General features: G+C 69.9%; 19 protein-coding genes, 1 pseudogene and 1 riboswitch. Of the genes and pseudogenes, 16 read left to right on the forward strand and 4 right to left on the reverse strand.

Annotated features, from left to right (window positions below; genetic code table 11):
• The first annotated feature begins 127 nt into the window (after positions 1 to 127).
• The 7 genes from tsf to ACF1AL_RS30705 all read left to right on the forward strand — a co-directional run bounded on the left by tsf (position 128) and on the right by ACF1AL_RS30705 (position 6910).
• Positions 128 to 964, forward strand: coding sequence for a translation elongation factor Ts (tsf, locus tag ACF1AL_RS30675; RefSeq protein ID WP_366837259.1), 837 nt, complete (start codon positions 128 to 130; stop codon positions 962 to 964).
• 199 nt (positions 965 to 1163) lie between these two features.
• Positions 1164 to 1922: a UMP kinase gene (gene pyrH / locus ACF1AL_RS30680; protein ID WP_391819729.1), complete on the forward strand. Its 759-nt coding sequence runs from the start codon at positions 1164 to 1166 to the stop codon at positions 1920 to 1922.
• A 187-nt stretch (positions 1923 to 2109) separates the two neighbouring features.
• Complete coding sequence (gene frr, locus ACF1AL_RS30685; RefSeq protein WP_366837262.1) at positions 2110 to 2667, forward strand: ribosome recycling factor; 558 nt, start codon at positions 2110 to 2112, stop codon at positions 2665 to 2667.
• Positions 2667 to 3794 (forward strand): phosphatidate cytidylyltransferase, encoded by a 1128-nt coding sequence (locus tag ACF1AL_RS30690; RefSeq protein WP_384214421.1) that lies wholly within the window; start codon positions 2667 to 2669, stop codon positions 3792 to 3794. The genes frr and ACF1AL_RS30690 overlap by 1 nt, the downstream gene beginning before the upstream one ends.
• Before the next feature lie 160 nt (positions 3795 to 3954).
• Positions 3955 to 4404 carry an SRPBCC family protein gene (locus tag ACF1AL_RS30695; protein WP_391698323.1) on the forward strand — a complete coding sequence of 150 codons (450 nt, stop codon included), beginning with the start codon at positions 3955 to 3957 and terminating at the stop codon, positions 4402 to 4404.
• A gap of 175 nt (positions 4405 to 4579) precedes the next feature.
• On the forward strand, positions 4580 to 5521 hold the full coding sequence (locus tag ACF1AL_RS30700) for an RNA polymerase sigma-70 factor (RefSeq protein ID WP_384214417.1): 942 nt from the start codon (positions 4580 to 4582) through the stop codon (positions 5519 to 5521).
• Between the two features lie 192 nt (positions 5522 to 5713).
• Positions 5714 to 6910 carry an NAD(P)/FAD-dependent oxidoreductase gene (locus ACF1AL_RS30705; RefSeq protein ID WP_391828261.1) on the forward strand — a complete coding sequence of 399 codons (1197 nt, stop codon included), beginning with the start codon at positions 5714 to 5716 and terminating at the stop codon, positions 6908 to 6910.
• A gap of 26 nt (positions 6911 to 6936) precedes the next feature.
• Here ACF1AL_RS30705 and ACF1AL_RS30710 read toward each other — a convergent pair whose 3' ends face one another.
• Positions 6937 to 7866 carry a helix-turn-helix transcriptional regulator gene (locus tag ACF1AL_RS30710; RefSeq protein WP_391819733.1) on the reverse strand — a complete coding sequence of 310 codons (930 nt, stop codon included), beginning with the start codon at positions 7864 to 7866 and terminating at the stop codon, positions 6937 to 6939.
• Between the two features lie 138 nt (positions 7867 to 8004).
• On the opposite strand from ACF1AL_RS30710, the gene ACF1AL_RS30715 reads away from it, so the two are divergent.
• Positions 8005 to 8784: an NAD(P)H-dependent oxidoreductase gene (locus ACF1AL_RS30715; RefSeq protein ID WP_391819735.1), complete on the forward strand. Its 780-nt coding sequence runs from the start codon at positions 8005 to 8007 to the stop codon at positions 8782 to 8784.
• Positions 8785 to 9137: 353 nt separating this feature from the next.
• On the opposite strand, the gene ACF1AL_RS30720 is transcribed toward ACF1AL_RS30715, so the two are convergent.
• Positions 9138 to 10352: a PP2C family protein-serine/threonine phosphatase gene (locus ACF1AL_RS30720; protein ID WP_391698334.1), complete on the reverse strand. Its 1215-nt coding sequence runs from the start codon at positions 10350 to 10352 to the stop codon at positions 9138 to 9140.
• Positions 10353 to 10703: 351 nt separating this feature from the next.
• On the reverse strand, positions 10704 to 11012 hold the full coding sequence (locus ACF1AL_RS30725; protein WP_391828263.1) for a hypothetical protein: 309 nt from the start codon (positions 11010 to 11012) through the stop codon (positions 10704 to 10706).
• A gap of 392 nt (positions 11013 to 11404) precedes the next feature.
• Between ACF1AL_RS30725 and ACF1AL_RS30730 the strand changes: the two genes are divergently transcribed.
• Entirely contained in the window at positions 11405 to 11635 is a 231-nt protein-coding gene (locus ACF1AL_RS30730) for a hypothetical protein (RefSeq protein ID WP_391828265.1), read from the forward strand.
• Positions 11636 to 11734: 99 nt separating this feature from the next.
• Here the strand turns inward: ACF1AL_RS30730 and ACF1AL_RS30735 are convergent.
• Positions 11735 to 12154, reverse strand: a pseudogene (locus tag ACF1AL_RS30735) (tyrosine-type recombinase/integrase); the annotation flags it as partial.
• A 62-nt stretch (positions 12155 to 12216) separates the two neighbouring features.
• Here ACF1AL_RS30735 and ACF1AL_RS30740 point away from each other — a divergent pair.
• The 7 genes from ACF1AL_RS30740 to ACF1AL_RS30770 all read left to right on the forward strand — a co-directional run bounded on the left by ACF1AL_RS30740 (position 12217) and on the right by ACF1AL_RS30770 (position 19433).
• Positions 12217 to 12561, forward strand: a complete 345-nt coding sequence (locus ACF1AL_RS30740) for a hypothetical protein (RefSeq protein WP_391828267.1) — start codon at positions 12217 to 12219, stop codon at positions 12559 to 12561.
• Between the two features lie 19 nt (positions 12562 to 12580).
• Complete coding sequence (locus ACF1AL_RS30745; RefSeq protein ID WP_391828269.1) at positions 12581 to 13066, forward strand: NUDIX domain-containing protein; 486 nt, start codon at positions 12581 to 12583, stop codon at positions 13064 to 13066.
• Positions 13067 to 13642: 576 nt separating this feature from the next.
• Positions 13643 to 14047 (forward strand): hypothetical protein, encoded by a 405-nt coding sequence (locus ACF1AL_RS30750; protein ID WP_391828271.1) that lies wholly within the window; start codon positions 13643 to 13645, stop codon positions 14045 to 14047.
• 314 nt (positions 14048 to 14361) lie between these two features.
• Positions 14362 to 15468: a 23S rRNA (adenine(2503)-C(2))-methyltransferase RlmN gene (gene rlmN / locus ACF1AL_RS30755; protein ID WP_366837270.1), complete on the forward strand. Its 1107-nt coding sequence runs from the start codon at positions 14362 to 14364 to the stop codon at positions 15466 to 15468.
• Positions 15469 to 15492: 24 nt separating this feature from the next.
• Positions 15493 to 15601: riboswitch (TPP riboswitch) on the forward strand.
• 74 nt (positions 15602 to 15675) lie between these two features.
• The gene (locus tag ACF1AL_RS30760) at positions 15676 to 16767 is read left to right on the forward strand and encodes a thiamine ABC transporter substrate binding subunit (RefSeq protein ID WP_391698338.1); all 1092 of its coding nucleotides are present in this window, start codon (positions 15676 to 15678) and stop codon (positions 16765 to 16767) included.
• A 44-nt stretch (positions 16768 to 16811) separates the two neighbouring features.
• Complete coding sequence (locus ACF1AL_RS30765; RefSeq protein WP_391828273.1) at positions 16812 to 18413, forward strand: ABC transporter permease; 1602 nt, start codon at positions 16812 to 16814, stop codon at positions 18411 to 18413.
• Positions 18414 to 19433 (forward strand): ABC transporter ATP-binding protein, encoded by a 1020-nt coding sequence (locus tag ACF1AL_RS30770; protein ID WP_391819737.1) that lies wholly within the window; start codon positions 18414 to 18416, stop codon positions 19431 to 19433.
• Positions 19434 to 19436: the final 3 nt, after the last annotated feature.

Consider the following 19436-nt stretch of genomic DNA (forward strand, 5'->3'; position numbering starts at 1 on the left):
GCGCGGTGTGAAGTCCGCTCCCGCCGTTCACCCGTAGGTCAGCGGCAGGACAGCGGCCTCCGCCTGTATGGAGGCCGTACCCCGCAGATCTTCGATCCTCCAGACTTCGAGAAAGACTCACAGACTCATGGCGAACTACACCGCCGCCGACGTCAAGAAGCTCCGCGAGCTCACGGGCGCCGGCATGATGGACTGCAAGAAGGCGCTGGACGAGGCCGAGGGCAACGTCGAGAAGGCCGTCGAGGCGCTCCGCATCAAGGGCCAGAAGGGCGTCGCCAAGCGCGAGGGCCGCTCCGCCGAGAACGGCGCCGTGGTCTCGATCATCGCCGACGACAACTCCTCCGGTGTCCTGGTCGAGCTGAAGTGCGAGACGGACTTCGTCGCCAAGGGTGACAAGTTCCAGGCCGTCGCCAACACGATCGCCGAGCACGTCGCCAAGACCTCCCCGGCCGACATCGAGGCCCTGCTCGCCTCCGAGATCGAGCCCGGCAAGACCGTCCAGGCGTTCGTGGACGAGGCCAACGCCAACCTCGGCGAGAAGATCGTCCTGGACCGCTTCGCGCAGTTCTCCGACGGCTTCGTGCTTGCCTACATGCACCGCACCATGCCCGACCTGCCCCCGCAGATCGGTGTCCTCGTCGAGCTGGACAAGCCGAACGCCGAGGTCGCCAAGGGCATCGCGCAGCACATCGCCGCCTTCGCGCCGAAGTACCTCTCCAAGGACGAGGTCCCGGCCGACGTCGTCGAGTCCGAGCGCCGCATCGCCGAGGAGACCACCCGCGCCGAGGGCAAGCCCGAGGCCGCGATCGCCAAGATCGTCGAGGGTCGCCTCAACGGCTTCTTCAAGGACGCCACCCTGCTGGGCCAGCCCTACGCGCTGGACAACAAGAAGAGCGTCGAGAAGGTCCTCCAGGAGGCCGGTGTCACCCTGAAGCGCTTCGCGCGCATCAAGGTCGGCATCTGAGTCCGTACGGCGATCGACGCGCGACCCCGATAGGGTCGACATCAGTCGTCCCTGCCGCCCGCGTACGGCGTCACACACGCGCGCGTGACGGACGGCAGCAGATCTGACGAGGAGGCCATTGCCGCATGGGATGTGAACCACGCCCCGCCGGCAATGGCCTTCTTCGCATGTGCACCACGTTGAAAAAGGCGGGATTCCCATGACCACCAAGCCCGAGAAGAGCGACGACGGCAAAGTACGCGGCCGGTTTCTGCTGAAGCTGTCCGGAGAGGCCTTCTCCGGCGGCGGTGGGCTGGGCGTCGACCCCGACGTGGTGCACGCGATCGCCCGTGAGATCGCCGCCGTCGTGCGCGACGGCGCGCAGGTCGCGGTCGTCATCGGCGGTGGCAACTTCTTCCGCGGCGCCGAGCTGCAGCAGCGCGGCATGGACCGGGCCCGCTCCGACTACATGGGCATGCTCGGCACCGTGATGAACTGCCTCGCCCTCCAGGACTTCCTGGAGAAGGAGGGCATCGTCTCCCGCGTCCAGACCGCCATCACCATGGGCCAGGTCGCGGAGCCGTACATCCCGCTGCGTGCCGTGCGCCACCTGGAGAAGGGCCGTGTGGTCATCTTCGGCGCCGGTATGGGCATGCCGTACTTCTCCACCGACACCACCGCCGCCCAGCGCGCCCTGGAGATCGACGCCGAGGCGCTCCTCATGGGCAAGAACGGCGTGGACGGGGTCTACGACTCCGACCCGAAGGCCAACCCCGACGCGGTGAAGTTCGACCACCTCAGCTACGGCGAGGTCATCACCCGCGACCTGAAGGTCGCCGACGCCACCGCCATCACGCTCTGCCGCGACAACAAGCTCCCGATCGTGGTCTTCGAGCTTCTGACCGAGGGCAATATCGCCCGCGCCGTCAAGGGTGAGAAGATCGGCACGCTTGTGGGTGACCAGGGCAGCCGGGACTGACCGGGCATCACCGGACCCGACCGGATTTCACCCGGACCCTGACCGGAGAGACACCCGGACCCCGACCCGGGGATGGACAATGTCCTACCGGTCGGGAACCGTGCAGGAAGAAGACGCGACGCAGCCGGCAGCCGACCACAGCCAAGGAACCGCAGCCGGGCCTACTCAAGACACGCAGGAGCAAGTGGTGATCGAAGAGACCCTCCTCGAGGCCGAGGAGAAGATGGAGAAGGCCGTCGTGGTCGCCAAGGAGGACTTCGCCGCGATCCGCACCGGTCGTGCGCACCCGGCGATGTTCAACAAGATCGTGGCCGACTACTACGGCGCGCCGACGCCGATCAACCAGCTGGCCTCGTTCTCCGTGCCGGAGCCGCGCATGGCCGTGGTGACCCCGTTCGACAAGAGCGCGCTGCGCAACATCGAGCAGGCGATCCGCGACTCCGACCTGGGCGTCAACCCCAGCAACGACGGCAACATCATCCGGGTGGTGTTCCCCGAGCTCACCGAGGAGCGCCGCCGCGAGTACATCAAGGTCGCCCGCGGCAAGGGCGAGGACGCCAAGATCTCCATCCGCTCCGTGCGCCGCAAGGCCAAGGACGCCCTGGACAAGCTGATCAAGGACGGCGAGGTCGGCGAGGACGAGGGCCGCCGTGCGGAGAAGGAGCTCGACGACCTCACGGCGAAGTACGTCGCCCAGGTCGACGAGCTGCTCAAGCACAAGGAAGCGGAGCTGCTCGAGGTCTGATGAACGACTCTTCCTGGGGGGCGCCGCCCCACGCCGGGCAGGCCGGGTACTGGGGTGCCGCCGGCCAGGAGCCCGTCCCGGGCACCGGCCCGGCGGGTCCCGCGTACGATGCGCAGGAAGCGCAGCAGACTCGCCCCATGCCCATCGTGCCCGACGGACCCGCTCATGGCGGAGACCAGGATGACGACCGGGGGGCCGCTCGGCTGAGCGGCCCCTTGTTCCGCGACGACAGCGTCCGTACCGACACCTTCCGCGACCAGAATCCGGAGCCCATGCCCGACGCCCCGCAGCCGGCGCCCGCCCCGCAGAAGAAGAGCGCGGGCCGCGACCTGAGCTCCGCCATAGGCGTGGGCGTCGGGCTCGGTGCGGTCATCATCGCCTCCCTGTTCATCGTCAAGGCCGTCTTCGTCGGCGTGGTCGCCGTCGCCGTCGTCGTCGGCCTGTGGGAGCTGACCAGCAGGCTGCAGGAGCGCAAGGAGATCCGCGCGCCCCTCGTCCCGCTGGCCGTCGGCGGCGCCGCGATGGTGGTCGCCGGGTATGTGCGCGGCGCCGAGGGCGCGTGGGTGGCGATGGCGCTCACCGCGCTGGCGGTGCTGGTCTGGCGGATGACCGAGCCGCCGGAGGGCTACCTCAAGGACGTCACGGCGGGTGTCTTCGCCGCCTTCTACGTCCCGTTCCTGGCGACGTTCGTCGCGATGATGCTGACCGCGGACGACGGCCCGTGGCGCGTGCTGACCTTCCTGCTCCTCACCGTCGTCAGCGACACCGGCGCGTACGCCGTCGGCTGGCGCTTCGGCAAGCACAAGCTGGCCCCCCGCATCAGCCCCGGCAAGACCCGCGAGGGCCTGCTGGGCGCGGTGACGTTCGCGATGGTGGCCGGCGCGCTGTGCCTGCAGTTCCTGATCGACGACGGCACGTGGTGGCAGGGTCTGGTGCTGGGCCTCGCGGTCGCGGCCAGCGCCACGCTGGGCGACCTGGGCGAGTCGATGATCAAACGCGACCTGGGCATCAAGGACATGGGCACGCTGCTTCCGGGCCACGGGGGCATCATGGACCGCCTGGACTCGCTGCTGCCGACGGCGCCGGTGGTCTGGCTGCTGCTGGTGCTGTTCGTCGGCGCCGGCTGACCGGCGGCCCGCAGACCGTGGAGCCCCGTCCTCCCGTACGTTCCGTACGAGGGCGGGGCTTCGTCGTACGGCCTTCAATCCTGGATGGCCGGCCGGCGGGCGCGGTGGGACGATTTCGGGTATAAGCCCCGAACCGGCTCGCCCTGGAAAGGGGGCCACCATGTCCGGTTTCCATGATGAGATCGTTCTCGACTGCCGCCCCGACGAGGTGTGGACCTACGTCACCGACCCCGCCCATCTGCCCGAGTGGCAGGCGAGCGCGGTGTCCGCCGAGCAACTCGACGACGGCCCGTTCGGACTCGGCTCCCGGGTCCGGGTCACCCGGCACCTCGGCCGCCGCGAGGTCCCGATGACGATGCAGTGCACCCAGTACGAGCCCGGGCGCTCCTGGACCGTCCACGGGATCGACGGCGCCGTGCGCGGCACCTTCCACGGCGAGGTCACCCCCCTCGACGAGGGCCGGCGCACCCGCCTGACCATGGACCTCGACTTCGAGGGCCACGGCCTCGGCAAGGTCATGATCCCGCTCGTCGTACGTCCCCAGGTGCGCAAGGAGTTCCCGCGCAACGAGCAACTGCTCAAGGAGCACCTGGAGCGGACGGCCGCGTAGACCCGGCGGCCCTGCGTTCCTTCCCGGACGCGGACCCGGCCGTTCCCCTTCGAACCCACCCGACGTTTCCCCTTCGGACCCGGACCCGGCCGTTTCCCCGGCGGACCAGCCCCGCCGGGGCGACGGCCGGGTCTCGGCGGCGGACCGCCGGAAACGGCGGCCTAGGATGGCGCGCATGGCGCGTATCGCGAGTGACGTCGACCGGTTCCAGGCGGCCCGGCCCCGGCTGGAGGCCATCGCCTACCGGTTGCTCGGCTCGGCGAGCGAGGCCGAGGACGCCGTGCAGGAGACGTACCTGCGCTGGCAGGCCGCCGACGTCGAGCGGATCGAGGTGCCCGAGGCCTGGCTGACCAAGGTCCTCACCAATCTCTGCCTCAACCAGCTCACCTCGGCCCGCGCCCGCCGCGAGACCTACGTGGGCAGGTGGCTCCCCGAGCCGCTGCTCGACGGCGACCCGATGCTCGGCCCGGCCGACACGGTCGAGCAGCGCGAGTCGGTGTCGTACGCCGTCCTCGTCCTGCTGGAGCGCCTGTCGCCCAACGAGCGGGCGGTGTACGTGCTGCGCGAGGCCTTCGCCTACCCGCACCGGGAGATCGCCGAGATCCTCGACATCAACGAGGCCGCCAGTCAGCAGATTTACCACCGGGCCCGCAAGCACGTCGCTCAGGGCAAGGCGCGCACCGAGATCGACGAGGCCGCCGCCCGGAAGATCGTCGAGGAGTTCCTGGCCGCCGCGACGAGCGGCCGGACCGAACCCCTCGTGCGCCTGCTCACCCAGGACGCCGTGTCGGTCGGCGACGGCGGCGGGAAGGTCCCGGCCCGCGCGAAGGGCTTCGAGGGCGCGCTCGCGGTCGCCAAGTTCCTGCGGGGCCTGTTCAAGCCCAGCGATGCCAAGCGGGCCTACGTCGGTGGCGCGCCCGAGATCTACGCCGCGACGGCCAACGGCGAACCCGCCGTCGTCGCGGTCGTGGACGGCCGGGTCGTCGGGATCACCTGCCTGGAGGTCACCGAGCAGGGCATCGTCGCGCTGCGCAGCCAGGTCAACCCGGACAAGCTCGTCCGCGCCAGCGAGCAGTGGGCGGCGACGGACCACGGGGAACCGCTGTACACGCTCTGACGGATCCGCTGCACAGGCCCTGAGAGACCCGCTGCACGGTCTCCGAGGGACCCGCTGTGCACGCGGTGAGGCACCCGCCGATGCGATGTGACCCACATCACAAGCCAACCCTGTCAGGGAACGCCGGGCTGCCCGGTTCAAGGGGCGACACCGCGCAGACAGCGGCGGAACCTCGCAGACAGGAGCAGGCCCATGCAGCACCGCATCGTCGTCCTCGGAGCCGGCTACACCGGAGCCGTCGTCGCCGGCCGCCTCGCCAAGCGACTGCGCCGGGAGGACGTCACCATCACCCTGGTCAACCCCGAGTCCGACTTCGTCGAGCGCGTCCGGCTGCACCAGCTGGCGACCGGCCAGGACCTCAGGCCCCGGCCCTTCGACGAGATGTTCGCGGGCACGGGGGTGCGGCTGAAGCGTGCGAAGGTCACCGCGGTGGACGTGGACCGCAAGGCGGTGACGGTCGCCACCGCCGACGGGAGCGAGGAACTGGAGTACGACAGCCTGGTCTACGCCCTCGGCAGCGCCTGGAACGACGGCGGGGTGCCCGGTGCCGCCACCCACGCCCACGAGCTGGCGAGCCGCCCCGGTGCGCTGCGCCTGCGCGACCGCCTGGCCGCGCTGGAGGCCGGCCGGCCCGTGGTCGTCGTCGGCGGCGGCCTGACCGGAGTGGAGGCCGCGACGGAGATCGCCGGGGCCCGCCCGGACCTCGACGTCGCCCTGACCGTCCGCGAGGGCCTCGGCGACTGGCTCTCCGAGAAGGGCCGCGCCCACCTGCGCCAGGTGGTGGACCGGCTCGGCATCACGGTGCACGAACACGCCGAGGTCACCGCCGTGGAGGCGGACGCCGTGACGACAGCCGACGGCCGCACCCTCCCCGCCGACGTCACGGTCTGGACGACCGGTTTCGCCGTCCACCCCCTGGCCCGGGCCACCACGCTGGAGGTCACCGACCGCGGCCAGATCGTCGTGGACGCCACCATGCGCTCGGTCTCGCACGAGGACGTGTACGCCGTGGGCGACGCGGCGATGGCGATGGGCCCGGGCGACAAGCCGCTGCGGATGTCCTGCGCCTCGGGCATCCCCATGGCCTGGCAGGCCGCAGACGCCCTCGCCGCCCGCCTCACCGGCACCAAGATCCCCAGCGTTCCCATCCGCTACGCCCAGCAGTGCATCTCCCTGGGCCGCAAGAACGGCCTGATCCAGTTCGTCACCGCCGACGACCGGGCGGTCGACCGCGCCCTGACGGGCCGCGTGGCCGCGCTGTACAAGGAGCTGATCTGCAAGGGCGCGGCCTGGTCGGTGGCCCACCCGACCCTGGGCACGCCCACCCGCCGCCGGCCCGTCGTACGCCAGGAGGTCCGGCCCGAGACCCCGGCCCGGGCGGCGGCCTGACCCTGCGCGGGCCGGTGGCCGCCGGGCTACTCGCGGGCCCTGGCCCGCACCGCCGGACGCGCCTCGTGGCCCTTCGCCACCGGACGCGCCTGGCTGCCCTTCGCCGCCTGATGGGCCTGGCTGCCCTTCGTCACCGGATGGGCCTCGTCGCTGTCCGCGCCCAGGCCCGCGAGCAGGCGCAGCCCGTCCTCGGTGGTGCTGCCGGGGGCGGGGGACAGCACCAGCATCTCCATGCCCGAGGCGTCGGGCAGCGCGAAGTTCTCCTGGTGTAGTTCCAGCAGTCCCACCAGCGGGTGCCGGTACGCCTTGCGCCCGTGGGTGCGGGCGCGCACGTCCGCGCGGGCCCACAGGCGGCGGAAGCGCTCGCTGCCCATCGCGAGTTCCCCGATGAGCGAGGCCAGTTGCGGGTCGTCGGGGTACTTGCCGGCGGCCAGGCGCAGGTGCCCGACCACGTCGAGGGTGCAGGTCTCCCAGTCGGCGTAGAAACCCCGCTCGGCCTCCTCCAGGAAGAGGTGCCGGGCGGTGTTCAGGCCGGGGATCGGCCGGCCGTACAGGAGGTGGGCGAGACGGTTCCCGGCGAGCACGTCCAGGCGGTGGTTCATGATCACCGCGGGAGCGCCGGGGACCAGGTCGAGGACGCGCAGCAGCTCCGGCCGGACCCGGGCGGCCGGCGCCTTCGCGCGGCGGCGGGGCTGGCGGGCGAGCCGGTGCAGATGCCCGCGTTCGGTCTCGTCGAGACCGAGGACCCGGGCGAGCGCGTCGAGGACCTGCTCGGAGGGCTGGGTCGCGCGGCCCTGCTCCAGACGTACGTAGTAGTCGACGCTGACGCCGGACAGGTGCGCCACCTCCTCGCGGCGCAGCCCCTGCACCCGGCGGCGGCTGTCGGTGGGGATGCCGACGGCCGCAGGGTCGATCCGGGCACGCCGGGTCCGAAGGAATCCCGCGAGATCGTCCATGTCCCCAGTATCGCGGCGCCGGAGCCGGCGAAGGTGGCCCTGCCGATACCAGGAAGTCCCGTCCGACGGACGACGCGTCCCTGAACATCCGGCCCCTCGGCGCCCAGGATCGAAGGCATCCGATCCCGAGGAGTACGCATGAAGACGCTGATCGTCTACGCCCACCCGGAGCCGAAGTCACTCAACGGCGCGCTGAAGGATCTCGCGGTCTCCACGCTGGAGAGCGCCGGGCACGAGGTCCGGGTGAGCGATCTGTACGCGATGAACTGGAAGGCGGTCGTGGACGCTTCGGACTACGGCCCGTACGCCTCCAGCCCGCTCAGGGTGGCCCGGGACTCGGGCCGTGCCTTCGACGCGGGGGCGCTCACCGCGGACGTCCGCGCCGAGCAGGAGAAGCTGCTGTGGGCCGACATGGTCATCTTCCAGTTCCCGCTGTGGTGGTACACGATGCCCGCGATCCTCAAGGGCTGGGTGGACCGGGTGTTCACCTACCACTTCGCGTACGGCGTCGGCGAGCACAGCGACACCAAGTACGGCGAACGCTTCGGCGAGGGCACCCTCGCGGGCCGCAGGGCACTGCTGTCGGTGACCGTCGGCGGCCCGCAGTCGCACTACTCGGCGCGCGGGATCAACGGCCCCATCGACGACCTGCTGTTCCCCATCCACCACGGCATCCTGTACTACCCGGGCATCGAGGTCCTGCCCCCGTTCGTCCTCCATGGCACCGACCGCCTGACCGACGAGGACTACCCGGACATCGCCAAGGCCTGGACCGAGCGCCTGCTCACCCTGGAGTCGACCACCCCGATCGCGTTCCGCCCCCAGAACTTCGGCGACTACGAGATCCCGTCACTGCGACTGAAGGAGGGCCTGGAGCCCGAGGGCCGCACAGGCTTCGCCCTGCACGTGCGCGACTGACCACGGCCCCGGACCTCGGAGGACGCCCACCGACCGCGCCCCCGGACCTCCGAGGACGCCCACCGGCGACGGCCCCGGCGAAACCCACCGGCGACGGCCTCGACGACGCCCGCCGGCGATCACCGGCGGCAGCCGTCGCCGGCGGCCGCCCGGGCCACCCCAGTCGACCTGCGCCACTGGTCGCACCGTGCCCAAGCCTGGAGAACCGGCACGCTCAGCAGGCGACGGAAGTTCTGGGCCGCCTGACAGGTGGAGTCGCAGCCGCGGGGGAGGGACCGCGTCATCTCTTCGGGTGGTGCGGGTCCTGTGCCGCATCGCGGGCGGGGACACGCAGTGAGAGCACTGAAGACACCTCACAGACTGACGACGACCAGGGCGGTGTCGTCCGTGACGCCTTCGGCGGGGATCAGGTCGTTCATGACGGCATCGGCGAGTGCTTCCGGGGTGGTGAGTGCCTTGTGGCGGATCAGGGCGTCGGTGAGTTGGCCGAGTCCGGTGTCGATGTCCTGGTGGCGGCGTTCGATGAGGCCGTCGGTGTAGAGCAGGAGGGTGCCGCCGTCGGTGAAGGCGGTGGTGGCTTCCGGCCGAGGGCTGGACTCGAAGACGGCATCCAGCGGCGGATCGGTCGCCTGGTCCAACAACTCCACAGTGCCGTCGCCGCGAAGAAGGACCGGAGGGGGGTGGCCGGCGCTGGAGTAGGTGATGAGGCGGCGGCTGAAGTCGATGAAGGCGGTCACCGCCGTGGTCGACTCGGCGCCGGTCACGCAATGCGCGTACCTGCCGAGGACCTCCAGGGCCTGTGCGGGGCCGGTGGCGACCAGAGAGGTGGCGGACAGGGCGCTGCGGAGCTGGCCCATGATGCCTGCGGCCTCCAGACCGTGGCCGACGACATCGCCCACGGCCACGGCGATCTTGTCGCCGTCCTGGAGCTGGACCAGGTCGTACCAGTCGCCACAGACATTGAGGGAGCCGACCGCGGGCCGGTAGCGGACGGCGAACCGGTGATCGCCGAGCGAGGGCGGCACGGGGAGCATGGCGCGCTGCAGGGCGAGGGCGACCTCACGCTCGCGGGCGTGGGCGCGACGCAGGCGCTCGTTGACTTCGTGCAGCTGCCGCATCCGGCTGAAGAGCTCGGCCTCGAGCTGGCGTGAGCCGTCCGGCCGGCCGGCGGCGCGCAGGAGTTCGGTGACTTCCTCGACGCGGTGGATCACCAGGGCGATGTGGCCGTCGGGCGCGAAGAGGGGCGCGTTGACCGAGCTCCAGTAGCGTTCCTCCCAATGGCCGGGCCGCTGCGCGGATTCCACGTCGTAGCGCTGCAGGTCCATGTCGATCTCGCGGTTGGCCAGGACCGCGCGCAGGGATGCCTCCAGGTGGCGGGCGCCGGAGGCCGCCGGGTCCTGCGGGTTGCCGGGGAAGGCGTCGAAGAGGTAGCGGCCCACCACCTGGTCGCGGCTGCGTCCGGCCTGGCGCAGCCACGCGAGGTTGGCGTCGGCGAAGACCAGATCGGGAGTCAGCAGAGCGACCGCGCCCGGCAATGCTTGGAACACTGCCGCGTAGTCGATAACCATGGATGCAGAATATGGATAAAAGGGAGCGATTCACGCTTACCGGCATCCTCCTGGTGGAGACCCGGGCCTTCCTCCGCCGGCGGCGACCCGATCAGGAAGCCAAGGTCCTGGTTGGTGGGGCCCCGGCGCACCACCGACGGTCATAGCAGCCGACAGCCCAGGCCACCCCAGTCGATCTGCGACACTGGATGCATCATGCCCAAGCCCGGAGAACTTACTGTTTCGGCGGCTTAGTGGCGCTCTGGCCAGGGGTTTTGCGGGATGGGGCTATCGCCCAGCAGCCTGTGGGGCCGTCATTGGGCCGTGAGAACGTGACTGAGCCCGCCTCGTGTGACGGGGCGGGCTCAAGCGCTAGGCCCGGCGGCGCGTGGCCACCGTGTAGCACGCCAGAGGCAAGATGGCTGCCAGGGAGAGAAGCGCAGCAGCGACCTGCCACGGCATCCCGGTGCCGGACAGGGCCAAACCCTTCGCCATTACCGGAGGGCCGATAACGGTCCCGCAGATACCGAATGCGAGCTGACTCGTCTCGAGCATGCGGCTCGCCTCCTGGCCAGGGACGGATGCAGCGAAGGTCGGACCAGTGCGAGTCGTAGTGATCTTCACGTAGGCGGAGCCGCTCGGCTGTTCGCTGCTGAACGGGATCACATCGTTAGTGCTCATGTGGGCTACTTTCAGGCCCGGCTCACAGGGGTTCTAAGCACCTTGCTTAGGCAGTAGCCGGTCCTCGGCCCGGATCGCGATGAAGGCCCTTTGCCTAGATCGGAACCGGTCGCAGCCAGTCGCTGGTCATGGCTTCCTCCTTCCTTCAGACCGTGCAGACGCTCACATCTGCACTAGGTATGAAGCGGTAGTTGTAAGTGGTCGTTCAACAGTCCCTTCCTCTCTCGTGTTCGACCTCCCGGAATGAGGTCGAGTGCTTACCGTAGCACTGGTAGGTGCGTATTTGCACCCAACAGTGGCATGCTGGGTGCAACCATGCAGGTCTAGGTATGCGGACTGGGTGCAAAGAAGCACTAGGATTCGCTTGGGATGAGGCCCGAAAGGAGGTGTGTATGGCATCGACGAAGAGCCGTCTGCCAGCGAATGAGCGGTACTCCGTCACGCTGGTCCCTCCGGCTGTGGAGGCGATCAGCAAGCTGGTGGAGGCAACCGGGCTAACCAAGACAGACGTGATCAACAGAGCGGTACAGGTCTACGCGTTTCTTGAAGAGCGCATGAAGGAAGGTGACGATGTGCTCCTGCGTAGCCCCAGCGGCGAGCTCGAGCGCGTCCACATCGTGTAGTGATGGACGGCTGGCTAGTAGCAGTGTGAGGACACCGTTAGTTGTGAACGGGCGGCACCCACCAGGTGCCGCCCGTTCGACAATGTGTGCTGAGTTCAGTCAGTTGCGGAGGATGTCGTCGATAGCGTTCCTCGTACGCTCCTGACTCGACGGCAAAAGGTGTGCGTACACCCGCAGCGTCAGCCCAGGTTCAGAGTGCCCCAGGTACTCACTCACGGCTTTGATGCCCTTACCCGCATCCAACAGCACCGAGGCGTAGAAGTGCCTCAAGGCGTGCATGCCGTGCTCGCGGGCGGACTGGTACTTGCCGTTCTCCCCGGCCTCCGCGATCAGACCAGCCGACGCGAGGGCAGGCTTCCACTCCTGGATGTTGAAGTTGCTGCGCCAGACGAGCCCCCCCGCGGTGTTCGTGAACAGGAGACGGGCCGATACCTTAGGGCCGTCCGGCTTGCGCCAGGGCAAGGTGATTTCGACCGGCTTGAAGGCGTCCATGTGGGCTCGGAGAGCCTCAGCCACCGACCCGCGCTTTCCTCGCCGAAGCTGATCATGCAGCACAGCAGCTCGGGCACGATGCGAATCACATGTGGACCGCGTTCGGCCCGACCAACGTCGCCATTCACAGGGTGGCCACGGCGGCTGAGCTGGGGGACATGCAGGTCGCCGTAGACCTCGGCCCGCAGATCGACACCCAGAATCTGCCCACTGAGCGGCGGACGCGGCACAACCTCGAAGTGGCCCGCGCCCTCAGTGCTCACAACCGGATGGACGACGCTCTGTCCTTGATCCTCGAAGCCGAGCAATGGGCACCGGAGCAGGTACGAAGCCACTACATGGCTCGCGAGCTGGTGCTGACGTGGGTGCGCAACCAGCGCGGCCGGCCGAGCCGGACTCTTGCGGAGCTGGCCGACCGCCTGCACGTCGTGTGAGCTGGGTACGCTCGGCCCCATGGCACCGAGCGAGCATGAAGCGAAGATGGCGCATCCGCGTATGGCCGCGGGTGCGCTTTTCTTTGACCCCCACGGCCGAGTGCTGATGGTCGAGCCCACCTACAAGGACTACTGGGACGTGCCGGGCGGCTACGTAGAAGTAGGGGAATCACCGTTGCAGGCCGCCGTGCGGGAGGTGTGGGAGGAACTGGGGATCTCCGTTTCGCTGGGGCGGCTACTGGCCGTCGACTGGGCGCCCAACGACGCGGAGGGCGACAAGGTCCTGTACCTGTTCGACGGCGGACAGCTTGCACCGGAACTGATCGACCAGGTCAAGCTGGGGGCCGACGAGCTTCGGGCCTTCCACTTCGTATCTCTGGCGGACATCGAGAAGCGGACGATTCCCCGACTGGCCCGCCGCATCAGGAGCGCCGCTCAAGCTCGCGAAGAGGCTGCACCCATCTACCTCGAGCACGGCGAAGTCCCCGCGACGCCGGCGGCCTAGCCGTTTCCGGACTCCGGGCCAGCAAGCTGTTACAGGTTTCTCTACCTCATCAAGCCCCGGCTGCGCTCCGCTCCGCCGGGCGCGCTTCCCGGCTCCGCTGCGGGCGACGCTCCTGCCTTCGGCCCGCTCCGCCCGCGCTGCGCCGACGCGCGCCCACGTGTGGATAGGGCCGACGGCCATGGGTCGATCACCGCATGCGCGGTCCAGGTCAGAACAATGCCTCCGGCGGGGGATCGGCCGGCACCGGGATGGAGGGGGCGCCGTCGCCGACTGCGGCTCCGTGGGTGGCGTGCGCGGGGAGCTCCCATCCCGTCCGCCGTCGACCCAGGCAAAGCCGAGCAGACGCGGCCCATGGCGTCCAGGTCGTTCGTACAGTGGCGCGCTCCACCTGGACGCCATGGACCACGCCCGCTCCACGGTGTGTGGGTCGACGGCGGACGGGATGGGAGCTGGAGAGAGTGGTGGGCTGAGGTGGCTTCCATCGCGGGGCACAGGTCACAACACGAGCACAGCGCCCGGACGGCGCATCCAGCCAGCGCATGATGGTCATCAGCACCACAGATCCTGGGGGGGACCATGCGTCGCTTTACCATCGTGCTGGCCGTCGTTTTGCTTGCCAGCGTCACCGCCTGTGGAAGCAGAGACACAGGTCGCTACGTCGCTGCCGATCCGAAGGCTACGCCGACGGGCAGCAAGGAGGGCCGCTACCTCAAGTCGGCCGCCAGTCTGCCGTATACCGAGCGGCATCCGGCGGATGAGGAACTCCTTGCTTTCCCGCCGAAGTGGTGCGACGAACTAGCCCTGGGGCACAGCGTTGGGTACATGTTCAGCCTCAGCGGCCCGGACCTGTATCCAGCGGGGCGGGACTGGGGGATGATGCAAGAGGACGCAAACGAGCTGCTGACCATAGGCGTGACGGTCTACTGCCCGGAGTATCGGGAGCAGGTGTTGAAGGACTTGCGAGCCACCGGAGGCTTCTGAACACCACGCCGCTACCGGTACTCGCATCGGGCTTAATCAGCACTGTCCAGTGGTCGCCTGGTGAATTTGGGTGAACGGTGTCTCTGGGCAGACCAAAGGTGGCAGCCTGCCCGGCCGGCGGAAGCGCGATGCGCGGTCCAGCAGGTCTGCTTTGTCGCTGGCTGGGCCCGCTATGCCAGGTGGCAACGCTCGACTTTGGGCCGTCCCTGGGCCGTCCGAGGCCGCTCAGCGGCGACCGGTGACGACCACTACCGACAGTCGTAGCAGCCGACAGCCCCAGGCCACGCCAGTCGATCTGCGACACTGGATGCATCATGCCCAAGCCCGGAGAACTCACTTTTGTCGTGCCGCGCGGTGCCAAGACGCCGCCGCGGCATCTTGCCGATCTTTCGCCTGCCGAGCGCAAGGCGGTCGTGGCCGAGATCGGGGAGAAGCCGTTTCGCGCCAAGCAGCTGTCGCAGCACTACTTCGCGCGGTACGCGCACGAGCCGGAGCAGTGGACCGACATCCCCGCCGGTGCGCGGGACAAGCTGCGCGAGGCGCTGTTTCCCGAGCTGATGACCGTCGTACGGCATCTGTCGACGGACGAGGGGACGACCCGCAAGACGCTGTGGCGGCTGTTCGACGGGACGCTCGTCGAGTCCGTGCTGATGCGGTACCCGGACCGGGTCACCATGTGCATCAGCTCGCAGGCCGGATGCGGCATGAACTGCCCGTTCTGTGCCACGGGGCAGGCGGGGCTGGACCGGAACCTGTCCACCGCCGAGATCGTGCACCAGATCGTGGAGGGCATGCGGGCGCTGCGCGACGGGGAGATCCCCGGCGGCCCGTCGCGGCTGTCCAACATCGTCTTCATGGGCATGGGTGAGCCGCTCGCCAACTACAAGCGGGTCGTCGGCGCCATTCGCGCGCTCACCGACCCGGCGCCGGACGGGCTCGGGCTGTCGCAGCGCGGCATCACCGTGTCGACCGTGGGGCTCGTGCCCGCGATCCACCGGTTCGCGGACGAGGGCTTCAAGTGCCGGCTGGCGATCTCGCTGCACGCCCCCGACGACGAGCTGCGCGACACCCTCGTCCCCGTGAACACGCGGTGGAAGGTGCGCGAGGTGCTCGACGCCGGGTTCGAGTACACCGAGAAGAGCGGGCGGCGGCTGTCCATCGAGTACGCCCTCATCCGGGACATCAACGATCAGGCCTGGCGCGGGGACCGGCTGGGCCGGCTGCTCAAGGGCAAGCCCGTGCACGTCAACCTCATCCCGCTGAACCCGACGCCCGGGTCCAAGTGGACGGCTTCCCGGCCCGAGGACGAGAAGGCGTTCGTCGAGGCGATCGCCGCGCATGGTGTACCGGTGACCATCCGGGACACCCGGGGTCAGGAGATCGACGGGGCGTGTGGTCAGCTCGCCGCCACCGAGCGGTAATCTGACTGGCGTCAGTACATCTACATATTCCGACAGGGGAGCGCCACAGCGCTGAGAGTGCGGCGGACAGGGCCGCAGACCCTCCGAACCTCGCCCAGGTCATTCTGGGTAGGGAGATCGGTCATCACTCGAGCTGTTGCGCCCTGCCCGGGACACCGTGAGGAGTCCCGGGCAGGGCCGCGTCTCTTCCTGGTCCCTCCAGGAGGAATGTCAGTGAGCATCACCAAGAAGGCCACGGTCGTCGCGGTCGGCCTCGGGCTCGTCACGCTGTCCGCGTGCGGGTCGTCGGGCGGCGGCAGCGAGAAGACGTCCGCCGAGTCCAAGACCGTCACGCTGGTCAGCCACGACTCGTGGGCCGTGTCCAAGAACGTCCTCGCGGACTTCGAGAAGCAGTCGGGATACAAGGTCCACGTCCTCACCAGCGGTGACGCCGGGCAGGCCGTCAACAAGGCCATCCTGACCAAGGACAACCCGCAGGGCGACGTCTTCTTCGGCGTCGACAACACCCTGCTCTCCCGCGCCCTGGACAACGGCCTCTTCCAGCCGTACCAGGCCAAGGGGCTCGGCTCCATAGGGGCGCAGTACCAGCTGGACCAGGCCAAGCACCGGGTCACCCCGATCGACTACGGCGACATCTGCGTCAACTACGACAAGCAGTACTTCGCCGACCACAAGCTGGCCCCGCCCGCGACCTTCGACGACCTGGTCAAGCCCGAGTACAAGAACCTGCTGGTCACCGAGAACGCCGCGACCTCCTCGCCCGGCCTCGGCTTCCTGCTGGGCAGCGCCGCCAAGTACGGCGACGACGGCTGGCAGGACTACTGGAAGAAGCTCAAGGCCAACGGCGTGAAGGTGGTCGACGGCTGGGAGCAGGCCTACGACCAGGAGTTCTCCGGCTCGGCCGGCGGCAAGAAGGCCAAGGGCGACCGGCCGCTCGTCGTGTCGTACGCCTCCTCCCCGCCCGCCGAGGTCGTCTTCGCCAAGCCGCAGCCGAAGACCGCGCCCACGGGTGTGGCGGCCGGCACCTGCTTCCGGCAGATCGAGTTCGCGGGTCTGCTGAGCAACGCCAAGAACACCAAGGGCGGCAAGGCGCTGATCGACTTCCTGGTCTCCAAGGAGTTCCAGGAGGACATGCCGCTGAACATGTTCGTCTACCCGGTCCTCGACGGCGCCAAGGTGCCTGCCGAGTTCACCCAGTACGGCCCCGCGGCCAAGGACCCCGAGACCATGGCCCCCGGCGCCATCGCCGACCACCGTGACCAGTGGGTCAAGCAGTGGACCTCGCTCGTACTGAAGTAGTCCGCCGGACGAACCGCGCGGGGAGCGCGGCGCGGCTGGGGCTGATGGCCCTGCCCGTCGCGTTCTTCGCCGTGTTCTTCGCCTACCCCGTGGCCGCGATCGTCGCCCGCGGGCTCAAGGTCGACGGGGCCTGGCAGTTCGGCCGGCTCACCGACGTGCTCGGCCAGTCCGACATCCGGCACGTGCTGTGGTTCACCACCTGGCAGGCGCTGGTCTCCGCCGGGCTCACCCTGCTCCTCGCGCTGCCCGGCGCCTATGTCTTCGCCCGCTTCGACTTCCCCGGCAAACGGCTGCTGCGGGCCGTGGTGACCGTGCCGTTCGTGCTGCCGACCGTCGTCGTCGGCACCGCCTTCCTGGCCCTGGTCGGCCGCGGCGGGCTGCTCGACGACCTGTGGGGCGTACGGCTGGACACCACCGTGTGGGCGATCCTGCTCGCCCACGTCTTCTTCAACTACGCCGTCGTCGTACGCACCGTCGGCGGCCTGTGGGCGCAGCTCGACCCGCGGCAGGAGGAGGCGGCCCGGATGCTCGGCGCGTCCCGCTTCACCGCCTGGCGCAAGGTCACCCTGCCCGCGCTGGCGCCCGCCGTCGCGGCGGCCGCGCTGATGGTGTTCCTGTTCTGCTTCACCTCCTTCGGCATCGTCCAGATCCTCGGCGGGCCCGCCTACTCCACCCTGGAGGTGGAGATCTACCGGCAGACCGCCGACGTCTTCGACCTGTCCACCGCCGCCGTCCTGACGATCGTCCAGTTCGCCGCGGTGGGCGCGATCCTCGCCGTGCACGCCTGGACGGTACGGCGCCGGGAGAGCGCGCTGAAGCTGGTGGACGCGGCGACCACGGCCCGCCGGCCGCGCGGCGCGGGGCAGTGGGCGCTCCTCGCCGGGGTGCTGCTGACCATCGCCGCGCTGCTCGTGCTGCCGCCTGCGGTGCTGGTGCAGCGCTCCCTGGACGGCGGCCTCGGCTACTACCGGGCGCTGACCGGCCAGGACGGCAACACCTTCCTCGTCCCGCCCATCGAGGCCATCGGCAATTCCCTCGAGTACGCCGTCGCCGCCACCGGCATCGCCCTGCTGATCGGCGCGCTCGCCGCCGCCGCGCTGACCCGCCGGGACGCCGGACGGCTGGTGCGGGGCTTCGACGCGCTGCTGATGCTGCCGCTCGGCGTGTCCGCGGTGACCGTCGGCTTCGGCTTCCTGATCACCCTGGACACTCCGCCGCTGGACCTGCGCAGCTCCTGGATCCTGGTGCCGCTCGCCCAGGCCCTCGTCGGCGTCCCCTTCGTCGTACGGACCATGCTGCCGGTGCTGCGCGCGGTGGACGGACGGCTGCGGGAGGCGGCCGCCGTGCTCGGGGCGTCGCCGTGGCGGGTGTGGCGGGAGGTGGACCTGCCGATGGTGCGGCGGGCGCTGCTGATCGCCGCCGGGTTCGCGTTCGCCGTGTCGCTGGGCGAGTTCGGCGCGACCGTGTTCATCGCGCGGCCCGACAACCCGACCCTGCCGGTGGCCGTGGCCCGGCTGCTGTCGCGGCCCGGGGATCTCAACTACGGGCAGGCGATGGCCCTGTCGACGATTCTGATGGTGGTGTGTGCCGTGGCGCTGCTGGTCCTGGAGAGCCTGCGCGTGCCCGACCGGACGGGGGAGTTCTAGATGCTGCTCAGCCTCGACGCCGCGACCGTCCGCTTCGGCGAGCGGGTCGTGCTCGACGCCGTGGACCTGGAGGTAGCCGAGCACGAGGTGGTGTGCGTGCTCGGGCCCAGCGGCAGCGGCAAGTCGACGCTGCTGCGGGCGGTCGCCGGGCTCCAGCCGCTGGACGCCGGGCGGATCCTGCTCGACGGCCGCGACCAGGCGAAGGTGCCGGCCCACAAGCGGGGCGTGGGCCTGATGTTCCAGGACCACCAGCTCTTCCCCCAGCGGGACGTGGCCGCGAACGTCGCCTTCGGGCTGCGCATGCACGGTACGGCGAAGAGTGAACAGAGCGAGCGGGTACGGCAGTTGCTGGACCTGGTCGGTCTGCCGGGCGCGGGGCGGCGGGCCGTCGGCGCGCTCTCCGGCGGTGAGCAGCAGCGCGTCGCGCTCGCCCGGGCCCTCGCGCCCCGGCCCCGGCTGCTGATGCTCGACGAACCGCTCGGCCAGCTGGACCGCTCGCTGCGCGAACGCCTCGTCGTCGAACTGCGCGAGCTGTTCGGCCGGCTGGGCACCACCGTGCTCGCCGTCACCCACGACCAGGGCGAGGCGTTCGCCCTCGCCGACCGGGTCGTGGTGATGCGCGACGGGCGGATCGCCCAGTCCGGTACGCCGCTGGAGGTCTGGCAGCACCCGGCGGACGCGTTCGTCGCCCGCTTCCTCGGCTTCGACAACGTCGTGGAGGCGAACGTCGCCGGCGAGGCCGCCGACACGCCCTGGGGCAAGCTGCCGGTGCCCGACGGCTCCCCGCAGGGGCCGCGCGACCTGCTGGTCCGCCCGTCCGGCGTCCGGCTGGCCGACGCGGCGGACGGCCTGCGCTGCACGGTCACCGCCCGCACCTTCCGGGGCACGCACGTGGCCGTCCACCTCCAGCCCGAGGACGCCCCCCGCCTGGAGGCGGCCTGCGCGCTCCGCGAGGCGCCCGAGGTCGGCGACACGGTGGGCGTCACCTTCGACGTGGCCGAAATCGTGGTGCTCGGGTGATCA

Origin of the sequence: Streptomyces sp. NPDC014801, assembly GCF_043082085.1 — a bacterium.
Lineage (GTDB): Bacteria > Actinomycetota > Actinomycetes > Streptomycetales > Streptomycetaceae > Streptomyces.